Genomic DNA, 15,802 nt, shown 5'->3' with positions numbered 1-15,802 from the left:
GACGTGTGGCAGGCGATCAGGCGTTGGTTCGACCCGCGGGAGCTGCGCTCGGTCGGCAGCACCCCCGACTACCGGTTCTCGCTGGCCAACGAGCGGACCTTCCTCGCCTGGCTGCGTACCGGGCTGGCGCTGGTGGGCGGTGGGCTGGCCGTCGCCCAGTTCCTGCCGCCGCTGCCACTACGGCACCTGCGCGAGGCGATCGCGGTCGTCCTGCTGCTGCTCGGCGGCGCCGTGGCGGTCCGCGCGGTCGACCACTGGGCCCGTACCGAGCGGGCGATCCGGCTCGGCGAGGAGCTGCCCGCGTCCCGGTTCCCCGCCGTACTCGCCCTCACCGTCGGCCTCGGCGCGCTGCTGCTGGTGGCCGCGGTGCTGGTCGACGCGGTAGGCGGTCGATGACGGACCGGCCCGGCCCCGCCGAGCCCGCCCGGAGGCCCTACCCCGACCCGGACGGCGGGAGCGGCGGCGGGTCGCCGCGCGACCCCGGCCTGCAGCCGGAGCGGACCCGGTTGGCGTGGCGACGGACCGCGCTCACCCTGACCGTGGTGACCGCGCTCACCGTCCGGCAGGCGCTCAGCGGTGACCTGGGCGGCCTGCTGCTCGCGGGCGCGGCCCTGGCCGGCTGGGGCGCGGCGCTGCCGATCTACTGGCGGCGTGGCACCGGAACCGGGCCGGCTCCCCTCGACGGGCGCTCGCTCCCGGCGGTCGCCCTCGGCGCGACGGTGCTCGCCGCACTCGGGGTGGTGCTGGTGTTGCGCGGGCTGTGACGAGTGGCCGGGTGCGCGATGATGGACGCATGCTCCGGCTGTACGTCCTCCTCTTCGTCGCGCAGATCGTCCTCGCCGTCTGCGCGCTGATCAGCTGCCTCTCCGCCGAGGAGGGCGAGATCCGCGCCCTGCCCCGGATCGGCTGGGCGCTGATCATCCTGTTCTTCCCGCTGGTCGGCTCGATCGCCTGGTTCCTCGCCGGCCGGGAGAAGAAGCCCGGTCCGGCGGCCGGTGGCGGGGCGCGTCGGACGCCCACCCGGGAGCGCCCGAAGCCGCTCGCCCCGGACGACGACCCCGAGTTCCTCAAGTCCATCGCCGAGCGGTCCCGCCGCGACGACCAGGAGCTGTTCCGCCGCTGGGAGGAGGACCTGCGCCGGCGCGAGGAGGACCTCCGCCGCCGCGAGGTCACGCCGGACGATCCGCCGGGGCGCGGGGAGCCGCTGCGCCCCCGCGAGGGCGATCCGCCGCGCGAGGAGGACCGGCCGGAGGTGTAGGTGCTCGACGGCGGGCACGGGCGCGGCAGAATCGACGCCGTGCAGATCTGCCTGCTCGGGCCGCTGGAGGTTCGCGCCGACACCGGTACGCCGGTCGAGGTCGGCGGCGCCCGGCTGCGCCGGCTGCTGATCGTGCTCGCGCTCGATCCCGGCCGCCCGGTCACCACCGGCGCGCTGGTGGACGCTGTCTGGGACGGGTCGCCGCCAGCCGGTGCGGCGAACGCCCTCCAGGCGCTGGTCTCCCGGCTGCGCCGGGCCGCGCCCGGCCTGCCGGTCGAGGCCGTCCCCGCCGGCTACCGGCTGGCAGTGGACCGGACCGCGGTGGACCTGTACCGGTTCGAGGACGCGCTGGCGGCCGGGCGGACCCTGCTCGCCACCGACCCGGCCGGCGCCGCACGGCGGCTGGACTCGGCGTTGGCACTCTGGCGCGGGCCGGCGCTGGCCGACGTCGCCGACACCGATTTCGCCCGCGCCCCGGTCGCCCGGCTCGACGAGCTGCGGCTCGCCGCCATCGAGGACCTGATCGCGGCCCGCGCGGCCACCGAGGAACCCGCCGCCCTGCTGCCCCGGCTCCGGGAACTGGTGGCCGCGCATCCGCTGAGGGAACGGCTGGTGGGTCAGCTCATGCGGGCGCTGCAGCGGGCCGGGCGGCCGGCCGAGGCGCTCGCCGAGTACGACCGGCTGCGGCGCACCCTCGCCGAGACGCTGGGCGCGGATCCAGGGCCGGAACTCGCCGCCCTGTACCTGGCGGTGCTGCGTGGCGAGCAGCCGGACGCACCGGCCGGTCCGCTCGTCGAGGTCCCTCCGGGTCAGCCACCCGGAACGCCGCCACCTGACGGCGGAGCCGTGCCGAACCGGGCAACGCCACCCTCTGCCGCCCCGGCAACCGTCCCGGGCAGGGCGGTCCGCGGCCGCGGCGGGCTGCCGGCCGCCCTCACCAGCTTCGTCGGGCGGGAGGCGGCCGTCGACCGGGTCGACGACCTGCTGGCCGGCTCTCGGCTCGTCACCCTGACCGGGCCGGGAGGGGCGGGCAAGACGAGGCTGGCCGTCGAGTCCGGCCGGGCGGTCGCCGGCCGGTTCCCGGACGGCGTCTGGCTCGTCGAGCTGGCCCCGATCACCGACCCGGCCGAGGTGCCGCAGGCCCTGCTGACCCTGCTCGGGCTGCGCGAGCAGGCGCTGATCGCGGCCGGCCGGTCGCGCGTACCGGCCGGGGAGGCCACCGAACCGACCGCCCGGCTGGTCGACGCGCTGGCCACCCGGTGCGCGCTGCTGGTGCTGGACAACTGCGAGCACCTGCTCGACGCCGCCGCGCTGGCCGACCGGCTGCTCGGCGCCTGCCCCGACCTGCGGGTGCTGGCCACCAGCCGGGAACCCCTCGGCATCACCGGCGAGGCCCTGCACGCGGTCGAGTCGCTCGCGCTCCCGCCGGTGGGCGCCGACGCCGTCACGGCCCTGGCGTACCCGTCGGTGCGGCTGTTCGCGGACCGGGCCGCCGCCGCACGCCCCGACTTCGTGGTGGACGCCGGCAGCGTGGCGGCGCTGGTGGGGATCTGCCGGTCGCTGGACGGCATGCCGCTCGCCATCGAACTCGCCGCCGCCCGGCTGCGATCGATGACCGCGGCACAGGTCGCGACCCGGCTGGACGACCGGTTCCGGCTGCTCACCGGCGGCAGCCGCACCGCGTTGCCGCGGCACCAGACGCTGCGCGCGGTGGTGGACTGGAGCTGGGACCTGCTCGACGCCGCCGAGCAGGCGCTCTGGCGGCGGCTGGCCGTCTTCACCGGTGGGGTCACCGCGGAGACGGTGGAGCGGGTCTGCGCCGGCGGCGAACTGGCACCGGACGAGGTGTTCGAGCGGCTCTCCGCGCTGGTGGAGAAGTCCCTCGTGATCGTCGTCGGCGACGGTGAGCCCCGGTACCGGATGCTGGAGACGATCCGCGAGTACGGCCTGGACCGGCTCGTCGAGGCAGGCGAGGCGGACCGGCTGCGGCAGGCGCACGCCGCCCACTTCCTCGCGTTGGCCGAGCGGGCCGACCCGGAGCTTCGGGGGCCGGAGCAGCTGCGGTGGATCGCGCGGCTGCGGGCTGAGCAGGACAATCTGCACGCGGCGCTGCGCTGGGCGGTCAGCGCCGGGCAGGCCGAGACGGCTGTCCGGTTCACCGCCTCGCTCGGCTGGTACTGGTGGCTACGCGGTCAGCGGGCCGAGGGCGCGGACCTCAGCCGGGAGGTGCTCGCCCTGGCCGAGCGGACCGACCGGCCACTCCCGGTCGCGATGCTGGCCACCGCCTACGCGGTCGGCGCGATGAACCTGATGGCCGGGCACGCCGACCTGGACGGGACCCGCGCCTGGATGGAACGGGCCGCCGAATGGGCCGACGACGCCTCGGAGCACGTCATGCTGCGCCTCATCGGGCCCATGTCCACGATGATCGACCCGGCCGACCACCCGGTCGGCCTGGTCGGGCTGCAGAAGCTCTTCGCCGACCCGGATCCGTGGGCGGCCGCAGTGGCCCGGCTGATGCACGGGCACATGTTGCTCAACAGCGGATCACCGGCCGAGGAGGCGCACGGCGACTTCCGCACCGCACTCGACCTGTTCGAGACGGCCGGGGACCGGTGGGGCATCTCCACCTGCCGGTTCTCCCTCGCCGAACTGGCCAACCGCACCGGGGACCGGAGCGCGGCCATCGAATACCTGCGGGACGCCCTGTACGACGTGGAGCTGCTGGGAGCGGCCGAGGACCTGCCGCAGATGCGGGCCCAGCTCGCGCACCTGTGGTGGCAGGCCGGTGACCGGGAGCAGGCCCGGCGGCTGCTCGACGAGGCGTACGCGGACGCGGAGCGGCTCGGTGCGGACGAGCCCCGGGCCGGGGTGGCGTTCGCCTGGAGCGAGTTGCTGCGCGACGCCGGGGACTGGCCGGCCGCGGCCCGGTGGGCCGAGCGCGCCGCGGACGTGGTGGGCCGGCGCAACGTGGCCCCGCAGTGGCGGGCCATGGTGGCCACGGCGCTCGGTCACGTGGCGGCTGCCGCGGGCGACCTGACCGGGTCCCGGGCGCACCTGGAACGGGCCATGGACCTGGCGATCGAGTCGACGGATGCGCCCGTGGTCTCACTGGTGTTGGTCGGGTACGCGGACCTGGCGCTGCGGGCGGAACGGCCGGTGGTGGCGGCCACCCTGCTCGGCGGGGCGGACGGCGTCCGCGGCGGCACCGACCGCAGTGCCCTGGACGCCGTCCGGGTGACCCGGGCCGCCCGCGCGGCGCTCGGTGAACCGGAGTTCGCCGAGGCGTACGCGGGCGGCCGGGGCACCCGGCTCGATCAGGCGCGCGAACTGCTCCGGGTCACACTCGACGCCTGAGCCCGCGCACCGCCAGCGGCGCGAAGATCACTGCGATGGCGGCCGCCCAGATCAGCGACTGCACCACCGGACCGGCCACCGGTCCGTCGACCAGCAGGCCGCGTAGCGCGTCGGCCAGCACGGTGACCGGGTTGACCTCGACCCAGCTCTGCAGCCAGCCCGGCATCGTCTCGGTGGGCACGAACGCGTTGCTGGTGAAGGTGAGCGGGAAGATCACCATGAAACCGAAGATCTGCACCTTGTCGGGCTCGCTCACCAGCACCCCGACCAGCACCGAGATCCAGGCTGCGGCGAGGGAGAAGGCGAGCAGCAGGGCGAACGCGCCGAGCAGCCCGAGCGGGCCGTTGCCGAGCCGGAAACCGAGGATCATGCCGACCCCGATCAGCAGCGCCACCGACCACGCCTGCTTGACGGTGTCGGCGAGGATCCGCCCGGCCAGCGGCGACCAACGGGCGATCGGCAGCGCGCGCAGCCGGTCGAAGACGCCCTTGGTGAGGTCGTTGTTCAGCCCGAAGCCGGTGGTCATCGTGGCGAAGAAGGCGTTCTGCACGATGATCCCGGGGAGCGCGAACTTCAGGTAGTCGCCCGGCGAGCCGGAGATCGCCCCGCCGAAGACGTACGTGAAGAGCAGCACGAACATCACCGGCTGGATGCTCAGGTCGAGCAGCTCCATCGGGTTGTGCTTGATCTGCACCAGGCTGCGCCAGGCGAGCGTGAGGGTGTGCCGCAGACCGGCGCCGACGCCGAGTCGGCGGGCCGGGGCGAGCGGGGCGGTCAGGGTGGCGCTGGTCATGCCACGCTCCCTTCCAGGTTGGCGGCGGCCGGGTCGTCCTCGGCCCGGTGGCCGGTCAGCGACAGGAAGACCTCGTCCAGGCTGGAACCGCGCAACGCCAGTTCGGCCACGACGATCCCGGCCTCGTCGAGGCGGCGCACGACGGCGGGCATCACCCGTTGGTCGTTCACCGGCACGGTGACGGTGTTCTGGGCGACCTCCGGGGCGACGCCGGCCACCGCCCCGACGATGCTCACCACGGTGGGCAGGTCGACGACGTCGGCCGGGCGCACCGCCAGGCTCTGCCCGCCGGTCTTGGCCTTCAGCTCCTCCGGGGTGCCCTGCGCGATCACCCGGCCGTGGTCGACCACCGCGATCTCGCCGGCCAACTGGTCGGCCTCCTCCAGGTACTGGGTGGTGAGCAACACGGTCACCCCGTCGGCCACCAACGACCGGACGATGTCCCAGAGCTCGTTACGGCTGCGCGGGTCGAGGCCGGTGGTCGGCTCGTCGAGGAAGAGCACCTGGGGCCGACCGACCAGGCTGGCGGCGAGGTCGAGCCGCCGGCGCATGCCGCCGGAGTAGGTCTTGGCCGCCCGGTCACCCGCGTCGGTGAGCTGGAAGTCGGTCAGCAGCTGACCGGCGCGGGCCCGCGAATCGGCCCGGCTGAGGCCGAGCAGCCGGCCGATGAGCAGCAGGTTCTCGGTGCCGGTCAGGGTCTCGTCCACCGAGGCGTACTGACCGGTCAGGCCGATCAGCTGGCGTACCTGGTGGGCGTCGCGGACGACGTCGTAGCCGCCGACGGTGGCCCGTCCCTCGTCGGCGCGCAGCAGGGTGGCGAGCACCCGCACCGCGGTGGTCTTCCCGGCGCCGTTCGGCCCGAGCAGCCCGAAGACGGTCCCGGTCGGGACCGCCAGATCAACTCCGGCGAGGGCGGTGGTGGCGCCGAAGCGTCGCACCAGTCCCTCGGCGCGGATCGCGTAGTCCATCGCAACTCCTGTCGTCCTCACTGGTGCCACCACCATGAACGACGGCGCTGACACTCCGTCGATCCGGCGCTGACGTTACGACGACAGGCGCTGACATTCCGCTGATTTAGCTGGTGGCGGAACCCGCCGCCGTCGCCGGAGTGCGGCGACGGCGGCGGGTGTCGGCTCAGGCGAGGTTCGACGAGCGGGGGTACGCGTCGCCCGGATCGGTGATCACGTTCACCAGGTACGGCACCCCGGCGTCGAAGGCCCGCTGCAGGGCCGGCCCGAGGTCGGTGGCCTTCGCGACCGTCTCGCCCGCCCCGCCGAGCGCGCTCACCACCTGGTCGTAGCGGAGCTCCGGCTGCAGGTCGGCGGCGACGTCGTAGCCGTACATGGCGCGCATCGGGTGCTTCTCCAACCCCCAGATGCCGTTGTTGCCGACCACGATGACGACCGGCAGCTTCTGCCGGGCCAGCGACTCCACGTCCATCAGCGAGAAGCCGGCCGCGCCGTCTCCCATCAGCACGCAGATCTGCCGGTCCGGGTGGCTGATCCGGGCGCCCATCGCGTAGCCCAGGCCGGTGCCGAGGCAGCCGTACGGGCCGGGGTCCAGCCAGGTGCCGGGCTGCGCCGGTTCGAGGTAGCGCCCGGCGTAGGAGACGAAGTCGCCACCGTCGCCGATGGTGATGGCGTCGCGGGCCAGCACCCTGCGCAGCTCGCCGTAGATCCGGGCCGGGCGGATCGGGTCGGTCTCGGCGGCCATCTCCTCGGCGTAGCGGGCGCTCGCGGCGTCCTCGGCGGCCCGCAGGTCGGCGATCCACCCGGTGTGGTCCGTCCGGTCACCCGGGTGATCGGCCAGCGCCGAGAGGATCAGCCGCAGGTCACCGGCGGGGGCGGCGGCCGGCTGGACGTGCCCGGCGCGCTGGCTCGGCGCGTCGACGACGTGCACGACCTTGGCGTCGCCGAAGTCGCCGAAGTTGAGCCGGAAGTCCAGTGGGGTGCCGACCACCACGACGACGTCGGCGCCGGAGAGCGCGGCCCGACGGGCCTTGGCGAAGGCGAGCGGGTGCTCCGGCGGGAGCGAGCCGCGCCCCATGCCGTTGGTGAAGACCGGCACCTGCAACGCCTCGGCGGCTTCGCGCAGCGCCGCGGTCGCGTCGCCGGCGTAGACGTCCGAGCCGGCGATGATGACCGGCCGCTCGGCGGCGGCGATCAGGCCGGCCGCCCGGGCGACCTCCTCGGGGTCGGGCTCGACCGGAGCGATCCCGGCCGGCGCGGGCAGCTCCGCGTCGGAGACGGAGAAGACGGTCTCCAGCGGGAAGTCGAGGAAGACCGGCCCCCGGTGCGGGGTGAGGGCGGTGGTCAGCGCGGCGGTCACGGCGCGCGGGACGTCGTCGGTGCTGAAGACGGTCTCGGCGTGCTTGGTGACCGGGGCGACCAGCGGCAGGTGGTCCATCTCCTGCAGGCTGCCCGAACCCCAGCGGAAGGCCGGTGCGCGGCCGCCCAGCACCAGCACCGGGGAGGCGTTGAAGTAGGCGCTGGTCAGGCCCGAGATGCCGTTGGTGACACCGGGACCGGCGGTGAGGACGGCCAGGCCGGGACGGCGCTGGAGCTTCGCCACCGCCTCGGCCGCGAAGACCGCGGACTGCTCGTGCCGGACGTCGTAGATCGGGAAACCGGTCTTGTGGGCAGCGTCGTAGAGCGGGAAGACGTGCCCGCCGGAGAGGGTGAACATCTCCCGCACGCCGTGCGCCCGTAGCGCCGCGAGCGCCAGCTCCCCACCGTGACCTTCGATCCGTTCCGTCATGGTCGCTCCCCTCGTCCGTGGCCGGGGTCACAGGTTACCCACCGGTCACTCCGCTCGGGCGAGCGCGCCCCGGCCGGCGGTTCGCACCACCGTCGGCCGGGGCGTCGCCGGCCCGGGCCCGCCCGGTGCGGGGGTCTGCACCGGGCGGGCCCGGGTCGGCGGGGTGGCTCAGCGCAGCTTCATCACCACGCCGAGCGGCTCGGTCCGGTACGGGCTGTCCGTCTCGAACGCCAGCCGCGCCTGGTACTGACCGTGTCCCGAGTGGACCGGAGCGGCCACCGTCACCGTCACCGTCACCGACCGCCCGGCGGGGATGGTCAGCTCGGTGCGGTCGGTCGACAACCAGGACACGTCGCTGCCCCGGACGCAGGACTCGATGCCCGGCAGCTGCTGCGCCGAACCGGTCTCCGTGCTGCCATCCGAGAGGCCACCGACCTGGTACGTGCCGCAGGCGGCACCGCCGCGGTGCCGCGCGTTCACCGCGTCCGGCAGCTTCGACCAGACCGCGGTCGCCGAGTCGTACTCCAGCACCTGCCGGCTGAGCGAACCGCCGACGGTGCCGCCGATGATCCGCAGCTTGCCGCCGACCGTGGCGTACGCCATGCCGTAGGCCGAGACGGGCAGCCCGGTCGTCTGCACCCAGGTGTCGGACTCGGGGAAGTACCGGTAGCTCTCCAGCACGGCGTCGTACTGACGCGGGATGTACCCGCCCGTGCAGACCACGCCGTCACCGGCCGCGCCGCAGGCGTGGTAGGCGACGGTGCGCGGGTAGTCGGCGAGACGGGTCCAGCGGTCCGCGGCGGCGTCGTAGCGGTACGCCCGCGCCGTAGGGTCCGGGCAGGCCCCGTCGGGGCAGCCCGCGACCACGTAGAGCTGGCCGCCGACGGTGGTGGCCGCGGCGTTCGCCACCCCGGCCGGCAGGTCGGCCCGGCGCGACCACTTGTCGGTCATCGGGTCGTAGGCCCAGGTCTGCGTGGCGGGGATCCCCGAACCGTTGAGACCACCGGTCACGTACAGCTTGCCGTCGATGAAGCCACCCGCCGCGCCGGCTCGCGCCTCGGGCAGATCGGCGATCCGCTCCCAGGCCCGCGCCTGCGGATCGAAGACGTACCCCTCGTTCATGACGTAGCCGTAGGAGTCGCCGCCGACCGAGTAGACCGTGCCGTCGTTGTCGGCGACCACGTTGTCGACCAGCGGCAGCGGAAGGTCGGGCAGGTCGACCCACGCGCGGCCGTCCGCGCCCTGCTGCGGCGGCGCCTGCGACGAGCGGGCGGCGTCTGCGGCGACCCGGATCCGGTCCGGGGTGTACCCACGGTCCTGCTCGACCAGCTTGACCCGCAGCGGCCGGTCACCGTCGTTGGTGAGCCGGACCCGACCGGTGGCGGTGCGGCCGGGTCGTACGCCCAGCGACAGGTCGGCCGGGTGGACCTTCAGCCGCCCCGACTCCAGCTTCCAGTCCTGCCGGACGACCCGGTCCCGCGCGACGTGCACCTTCGCGGTGGCGTCGGCGTAACGCAGGCCGCTCACGGTCACCGCGGCGGTGCCGTCGCCCTTGGCGAAGAACCAGTAGTAGCCGTCGTCGAGCGCGGCGTCGTCGGCGGTGGCCCGGCTGGTGGCCACGGCCGCCCGGTCGGTGCCGGCGGAGACGGTGGCCCCGAGGACGGCGCCGCCGGTGTTGCCGTCCCGGATCTGCCCGGCGATGATTCCGCCCGGCACGACGGCGCACGTCCGGCTGCCCACGAAGACGTTGTCGAGCTGCCACCAGTAGGCGTACTGCCCCTGGTAGCGGAAGCGGACCTGCACGCCGGACGTCCCGGCCGCCTGCGGGATCGGGATCTCCTGGTGCCCCCGGACCTCGGCCTTCGGCAGGCGGTAGACCTCGCTCCAGGTGGCCCCGTTGTCCAGGCTGAGGTCGATGAACGCCTCCTGGCTGCCGAAGAGCGGGGTGGGGTAGTCGCTGTCGAAGCCGATCACCGGGGCGGTGACGCCGGTCAGGTCGACCGGCGGGCTGACCAGGTTCGTGTCGAGGTCACCGGCCTGGACCCAGGTGTTGACGGCGGCGAAGCCGCCCGCTCCGCCGGTCAGGTTGCCCTGGGCGCCGGGGTCGTCGAAGCGCCAGGTCTGCCCGGCGCCGGACTCGTCGGTGACCTGCCAGCCGTCCTTCGGCCCGTCGGACCAGCCGGTGAAGTCGGTGCCGAGGCCCTGGTACCGCCAGGTGTAACCGGGGGCGGTGGCGCAGGACGTGTCGGTGGCGAGCTGCACGTCCCGCCGCACGTCGCTCGGCCGGCCCTTCGGCTGTGGCGCGACGGTGACGGTGGCGGTGCTGGTGACGTATCCGGGCAGGTCGACCGGTGACACGCGCAGGGTGTAGTCGGCGCCGACGGGAAGCTCGACGGAGTAACGCCCCGTGTAGGGATCGGTGTAGACCGCGTCCGTCGGGTAGCCGTCGATGGCGACCTTCGCGTAGACCGGCCAGCCGTGTCCCGAACCGTCGGTGACGGCGCCGGTGAGCGTACGGGTCGCGATCGCCGTCATCCTGATGTCACGGGTCAGCTTCGCGTCGGCGGCGACCACGACCCGGACCGGCGGTGGCGCCTGGTAGCCGAACTCGGCGGCCACGACGCCGTACGTGCCGGCCGGGACGGCCAACTGATAGGTGCCCTTGTCGCCGGTCACCGCGTGGTAGGTGTTGCCGGCGGTGTCCGTGGCGGTGACCGTCACCCCGGCGAGTACGCCCTGCTTCTTGCCGTGCGGGTTCTTGCCGCTGGTGACCGCCCCGCTGACCTGTCCGGTCCGGCCGAGGGTCAGCGCCGAGACACCGTTGGGGGAGCCCAATCCGGTCGGCCCGTCCCAGCCCGGTCCGGCGGTGCAGAGCAGGTCGCCGCACCACCCGTTCGAGCCCTCGGTGATGTCGAAGAGCCCGGCGTCGGCGCCCTTGCGGTAGGGGTAGGTCACCGGGTAGGTCCCGGGAACCGCGTCGCCGGCGAGGGCGTACATCCCGGCGACGAGCGGGGCGGAGAGCGAGGTGCCGCCCCAACGCGCCCAGCCGTCCTGACCGAGGGTGTTGTAGACGGCCAGCCCGGACTCCGGGGCGGCCGTGGCGGAGATGTCGGCGTTGGCCCGCTTGTCCCCGCAGTGCGTGTCGATGTCGGCCTGGTACGACGGGCGCAGCTCGTAGTACGAGCAGCCGCTGCCCGCCGCCTCCCAGGCGGTCTCCGACCAGCCGCGCGGCGTCGACCCGTCCCGGGTCAGCAGCGTGCCGCCGACCGACAGCACGTCCGGGTGGGTCGCCGGGTAGCTCTGCACGTTGCCGATGTCGCCGCTGGAGACCGTGATGACGATGCCGGGGTGGTCGTAGTGGGCGTGGCTCGCGTACTGGGTGTCCGACTCACCGGCGACGCCGTACGAGTTGGAGATCGCGTCGGCGCCGAGCCGGGCGGCCGTGTCGACGGCGTGGCCGAGGCTGCCCATCGAGTTGTTGTCGGCCTGCACCAGCAGGATGTCGCACTTCGGGCACGCCGACGAGACGGCGTCCAGGTCCAGGGCGGCCTCGATCGACCAGTCCGGGCTCTCGATCGGGTAGTCGGTTCCGCCCCGCTGGTCGACCTTGCGGAAACAGCCGTTCGCCGTGGTGCACGGCGGCAGGCCGTAGTGGGTGCGGAAGACGGCCAGGTCGGCCTCGGCGGCCTCGTACCCGAACGCGCCGACGATGGCGACAATCTGGCCCTCGCCGCCGTCGGGAAGCCGGTAGGCGGACTTGATGTCCGCGGGCCCGAGGGCGTCGGCGGGCGGGCCGGCGAGCGTCGTCCGTCGTTGGGCGTCCTCGGCGAGCCCGACCGCGAAGCAGCGCGCCCACGGTCCGCCCTCGCCGATCTCCTTGGCGGTGGTGGTGTTGCAGCCTGCCGGCTTGTAGCGCAGGGCCTCCCAGTCCGCGGGCGCGGCCGACGGGTCGGCCTTCGGCGCGGCCTGTGCCGGGGTGGCGGGCAGCGGGCTCAGGGCGAGCAGTGACAGGGTGAGGACTGCGGTCAGCCCGCCGAGAAGGCCACTGCGGGCCCGTCTCCGCCGTAAGGGCAGGGACATCCATTACTCCTTACCGGTGATGCCACGGACACGCCTCGTCAGTGAGGCCCGCGCATCCTCCCGCCAGGACGGACACGGTCCTGGACACGAATGGGACACACGTTGACGGGCGATCTTGGCACGGGCGGAAGAGCACGGACAATGTCCGGGGACGTTCATGTTCCGGACAGCTGGCCGGTTCCCGACGGAGGCTTCGGATGTGGCATGTGGTGGGCGTCGCGGAGCCCGACGAGCGCGTCTACGAGGCGCTGGCCCGACGCCGACAGGCGACGGCAACGGATCTGCTCGGCGACGTCGCGCTCTCCCGGGCGCAGCTGACCCGTACGCTCGGCCGGCTGGTCGACAGAGGGCTGGTCAGCCGCCTCTCCGGCCGTCCCACACGCTACGCGGCGACACCCCCCGACCAGGTGGCCACGGTGCTCATCGCCGAACGGGAACGTGACCTGCTCCGGCTGCGTACCCACGCGAACCAACTGGCCAAGGAGCTACGACGACACGACGGCACCGGCCGCCATCCGGCGGAGCTCGTCGAGGTGATCGAAGGCGCGGCCAACCTGCGCGCCACCCTCGTCCGCCTCCAACGGGAGGCACGCGTGCAGATCCGCGGGCTGGACCGCCCGCCGTACCTGGACAATCCGGTGAGCGGCAACACCGAGGAGGCCCATCAGCTCGCCGACCGGGGGCTCACCTACCGGGTGATCTACGACCGGTCGGCGCTGGCGATCCCCGGGCGGATGGCGGAGATCTGGCGCGGCATCCAGAGCGGCGAACGCGCCCGGGTCGCCAGCAACGTGCCGATGAAGATGATCGTGAGCGACGACCGCCTCGCGATGATCCCCGTGATGACGGGCGGGGAGCTGGCCGACGCCGCGTACCTGATCCACCCGTCGTCCCTGCTGGACGCGGTCTGCGAGCTCTTCGAGGCGCTCTGGGAACGAGCCGTCGCCATCAACCGCGCGGTCAACCGGGGCAGCGCCGACCAGCCCGACGCCGTCGAACTGGCCGACGAGGGGCACCCGGACCAGCTCGCCGACCGGGACGTGGAGCTGATCGGCCTGCTGGCCGGCGGCGCCACCGACGAGCGGATCGCCCGCACCCTCGGCTGGAGCGTACGGACGGTGCACCGGCACGTACACCGGATCATGGCGATGGTCGGCGCCGAGACCCGGTTCCAGGCCGGCATGGAGGCCGTCCGCCGCGGCTGGGTCTGACCGGCACGACCAGCCGCGGCCCGTTCGCCGGACCCGGCCCGGCCACCGCGCTGGTCAGCGGCCGGTGAAGCCCGGCTTGCGCTTCTCGACGAAGGCCGCCATGCCCTCGCGCCGGTCGTCGGTGGCGAAGAGCGCGGCGAAGAGCTGACTCTCCCAGGCCAGACCGGAGTTCAGATCCATGTCCAGGCCCGCGTCGACGGCGAGCTTCGCGGCGCGCAGCGCCTGGGTCGGACCGCCGACGTACGGGCGGACCAGCTCGACGGCGGCCGAGTAGACCTCGGCGGCCGGCACCACCCGGTCGGCGAGGCCGATCCGCAGCGCCTCCTGGGCGTCGACCATCCGGCCGGACATGATGAGGTCCTTGGCGCGGGCCGGGCCGACGAGGCGGGCGAGCCGCTGGGTGCCACCGGCACCCGGAATGATGCCCAGCTTGATCTCCGGCTGGCCGAGCTTCGCGTCCTCGGCGACGATCCGCCAGTCGCAGGCCAGGGCCAGCTCGCAGCCGCCCCCGAGCGCGTAGCCGGTGATCGCGGCGACCACCGGCTTGGGGATCCGGGCGAAGACACCGAGGGCGCTGGAGAGGTCCGCGGCCCGCGCCGCCATGTCCACGTAGGACATGTCGGCCATCTCCTTGATGTCCGCGCCGGCGGCGAAGACCTTCTCCCCGCCGTACACGATCACGGCGTGGACCTCGGGATCGGCGGAGGCCTCGGTCGCGGCGGCGCGCAGCTCCTCCTGGACCTGCTTGTTCAGTGCGTTCATCGGCGGCCGATCCAGTCGGATGGTGCCGATGCCGTCCTTGATCTCCAGCCGCACGAACTCGCTCACGCCGCCCCTCACTTCCTCGTCGAAGTCGCGTGCCAACCATACGGCCAAGCTCGTTGAGGAACGTAGTCTGGTATCAGCCCCGGGGCCGGGAGTCCAGCGATGACGATTTATTACGACGACAGGTCGGTGCAGGTCACCTCGACCGTCATCCGGGTGGACGACCGCAGCTACCCACTCGCCGAGATCAGCATGGTCTGGCACCGCCGGGGCAGCCGCTCCTGGCGGGTCCTCGCGGGCCGGGGCGCGCTCGGCGCGGCGCTGGCCGGCCCGCTGGTGGCGGCCGTCCTCGGGGTCGGGCTGGCGATCTGGCTGGACCGCTCCCCCACCGTCACCATCGCGATCGTCGGCGCGTCGGTGCTGATCGGGCTCGCGGTCGGGCCGGTCGCCGATTTCCTCTTCGAGCTCCTGGACCGCTCCTACGCCCGGGGCAGCCGCCAACGGGAGCTCTGGGTGCGCTGGCAGGGCCGGCACGTCCTGCTGCTGCGCAGCGGTGACGCACTCCGGTTCGGCCAGATCTACCGCGCCGTGCAGCGGGCGGTCGAACAGGCGCCGCCCCCGACAGCCGCCCGGACCGCCGGCCGCCCGGCGCGCGGCCGCGAACGGCGAGACTAGTGGGGTCTCAGGCGGAACGACGGCGCAGCACCGGCGGGCCTCGGCGGAATGGACCTCTACCTCGAATGCTTTGGAACTGATGACCTGAATGACTCAGCCCCGGTTCCGCGCGCCCAACACGCACCGCCCCGCTCCAAGCGCGAGACCCTGACACGGGCACGGCACCGGAACGTCGGCCCCGAGCGCGGGCCCGGCGGGTCGGCTGGTCGCCGTCCCCGGTCCGACTGGGACGACATCGCCGGCCAGCGAGGTGCGGCGATTCGTCCCGGTGGCGGCCCGCGCCCCTCGGCGCTGATGTCGCCAACGGCTCAGTTCCAAAGCGTCCGAACACCACACCCCACACTGCCCGACGGCGGGACGCGGCGGCTTGCCGGGGCGTGGTTAGGCTGAGTGATGACGGTCTATTACCGGGACGGCGCGGTGCAGGTGACCTCCGAGTCGATCCGCTCGGGTGGTCGCGTCATCGCGCTCGCCGACGTCACGTACGTCTGGCACGCCCGGGGCCGGGCGACGCTCGCCGTACGGGGTCGGGTGCTCGGGCGGGGCATCCTGGTCCTGCTGCTCTCCCTGCCGCCGCTGGTGGCGCTGCTCTGCGTCGTGTCGCTGGTCTGGTCCGCGCAGGAGCGCGGTGAGTGGAAGCTGGCCCTGCTCATCCTCGCCGGCTGCGTGGTCGCCGCGCTCGCGCTGACCCCGTTCCTGGAGGTTCCGCTGAGCTGGCTGGACCGCTCGTACGAACGGGGCAGTCAGGTCCACGAGCTCTGGGTGCAGCACCACGGGCAGGAGGAGCTGCTGGTGCGCACCCCCGACGCGCTGCGGTTCGGCCAGATCTACCGGGCCGTGCAGCGAGCCGTCGAGCAGCACACCGACCGGCGTTGACCGGCGGGTCACGGGGCTCGGCCGGCGGCG

Annotated in this window: 12 protein-coding genes; 7 read left to right on the top strand and 5 right to left on the bottom strand. The window is 73.9% G+C overall.

Annotated elements, in window-relative coordinates:
• Window positions 1–3: 3 nt before the first annotated feature.
• Genes D7044_RS21165 through D7044_RS21150 form a run of 4 tightly spaced genes read left to right on the top strand, consistent with a single transcriptional unit; the run spans window position 4 to window position 4,615 of the window.
• Entirely contained in the window at window positions 4–396 is a 393-nt protein-coding gene (locus D7044_RS21165) for a YidH family protein (protein ID WP_120689996.1), read from the top strand.
• Window positions 393–764 (top strand): DUF202 domain-containing protein, encoded by a 372-nt coding sequence (locus D7044_RS21160; protein WP_120689995.1) that lies wholly within the window; start codon window positions 393–395, stop codon window positions 762–764. The genes D7044_RS21165 and D7044_RS21160 overlap by 4 nt, the downstream gene beginning before the upstream one ends.
• A 29-nt stretch (window positions 765–793) precedes the next feature.
• Window positions 794–1,258: a PLD nuclease N-terminal domain-containing protein gene (locus D7044_RS21155; RefSeq protein WP_120689994.1), complete on the top strand. Its 465-nt coding sequence runs from the start codon at window positions 794–796 to the stop codon at window positions 1,256–1,258.
• 39 nt (window positions 1,259–1,297) lie between these two features.
• Window positions 1,298–4,615, top strand: a complete 3,318-nt coding sequence (locus D7044_RS21150) for an AfsR/SARP family transcriptional regulator (RefSeq protein WP_158610022.1) — start codon at window positions 1,298–1,300, stop codon at window positions 4,613–4,615.
• Here the strand turns inward: D7044_RS21150 and D7044_RS21145 are convergent.
• The 4 genes from D7044_RS21145 to D7044_RS21130 all read right to left on the bottom strand — a co-directional run bounded on the left by D7044_RS21145 (window position 4,599) and on the right by D7044_RS21130 (window position 12,245).
• Window positions 4,599–5,408 (bottom strand): ABC transporter permease, encoded by an 810-nt coding sequence (locus D7044_RS21145; RefSeq protein WP_120677469.1) that lies wholly within the window; start codon window positions 5,406–5,408, stop codon window positions 4,599–4,601. The genes D7044_RS21150 and D7044_RS21145 overlap by 17 nt on opposite strands.
• Complete coding sequence (locus D7044_RS21140) at window positions 5,405–6,376, bottom strand: ATP-binding cassette domain-containing protein (RefSeq protein WP_120689992.1); 972 nt, start codon at window positions 6,374–6,376, stop codon at window positions 5,405–5,407. Before D7044_RS21140 ends, D7044_RS21145 begins: the two co-directional genes overlap by 4 nt.
• Before the next feature lie 166 nt (window positions 6,377–6,542).
• Window positions 6,543–8,165, bottom strand: a complete 1,623-nt coding sequence (locus tag D7044_RS21135; protein ID WP_120689991.1) for an acetolactate synthase — start codon at window positions 8,163–8,165, stop codon at window positions 6,543–6,545.
• A 168-nt stretch (window positions 8,166–8,333) separates the two neighbouring features.
• The gene (locus tag D7044_RS21130) at window positions 8,334–12,245 is read right to left on the bottom strand and encodes a Kelch repeat-containing protein (protein WP_120689990.1); all 3,912 of its coding nucleotides are present in this window, start codon (window positions 12,243–12,245) and stop codon (window positions 8,334–8,336) included.
• Between the two features lie 197 nt (window positions 12,246–12,442).
• Here D7044_RS21130 and D7044_RS21125 point away from each other — a divergent pair, with 197 nt between their 5' ends.
• Window positions 12,443–13,456, top strand: coding sequence for a helix-turn-helix transcriptional regulator (locus D7044_RS21125; RefSeq protein WP_120677477.1), 1,014 nt, complete (start codon window positions 12,443–12,445; stop codon window positions 13,454–13,456).
• Between the two features lie 54 nt (window positions 13,457–13,510).
• On the opposite strand, the gene D7044_RS21120 is transcribed toward D7044_RS21125, so the two are convergent.
• Window positions 13,511–14,284 (bottom strand): enoyl-CoA hydratase/isomerase family protein, encoded by a 774-nt coding sequence (locus D7044_RS21120; protein ID WP_120677479.1) that lies wholly within the window; start codon window positions 14,282–14,284, stop codon window positions 13,511–13,513.
• 99 nt (window positions 14,285–14,383) lie between these two features.
• Between D7044_RS21120 and D7044_RS21115 the strand changes: the two genes are divergently transcribed.
• Together D7044_RS21115 and D7044_RS21110 are read left to right on the top strand one after the other, a co-directional pair.
• Window positions 14,384–14,896, top strand: coding sequence for a DUF6232 family protein (locus D7044_RS21115; protein WP_233563125.1), 513 nt, complete (start codon window positions 14,384–14,386; stop codon window positions 14,894–14,896).
• A gap of 393 nt (window positions 14,897–15,289) precedes the next feature.
• A complete protein-coding gene (locus tag D7044_RS21110; protein ID WP_120677481.1) occupies window positions 15,290–15,772 on the top strand; it encodes a DUF6232 family protein in 483 nt (160 codons plus the stop codon).
• Window positions 15,773–15,802 lie beyond the last annotated feature (30 nt).

The organism is Micromonospora musae, from assembly GCF_003626635.1.
Lineage (GTDB): Bacteria > Actinomycetota > Actinomycetes > Mycobacteriales > Micromonosporaceae > Micromonospora > Micromonospora musae.
The sequence above is the reverse complement of the archived record's forward strand: the minus strand, read 5'-3'. Positions and strand labels throughout refer to the sequence as shown.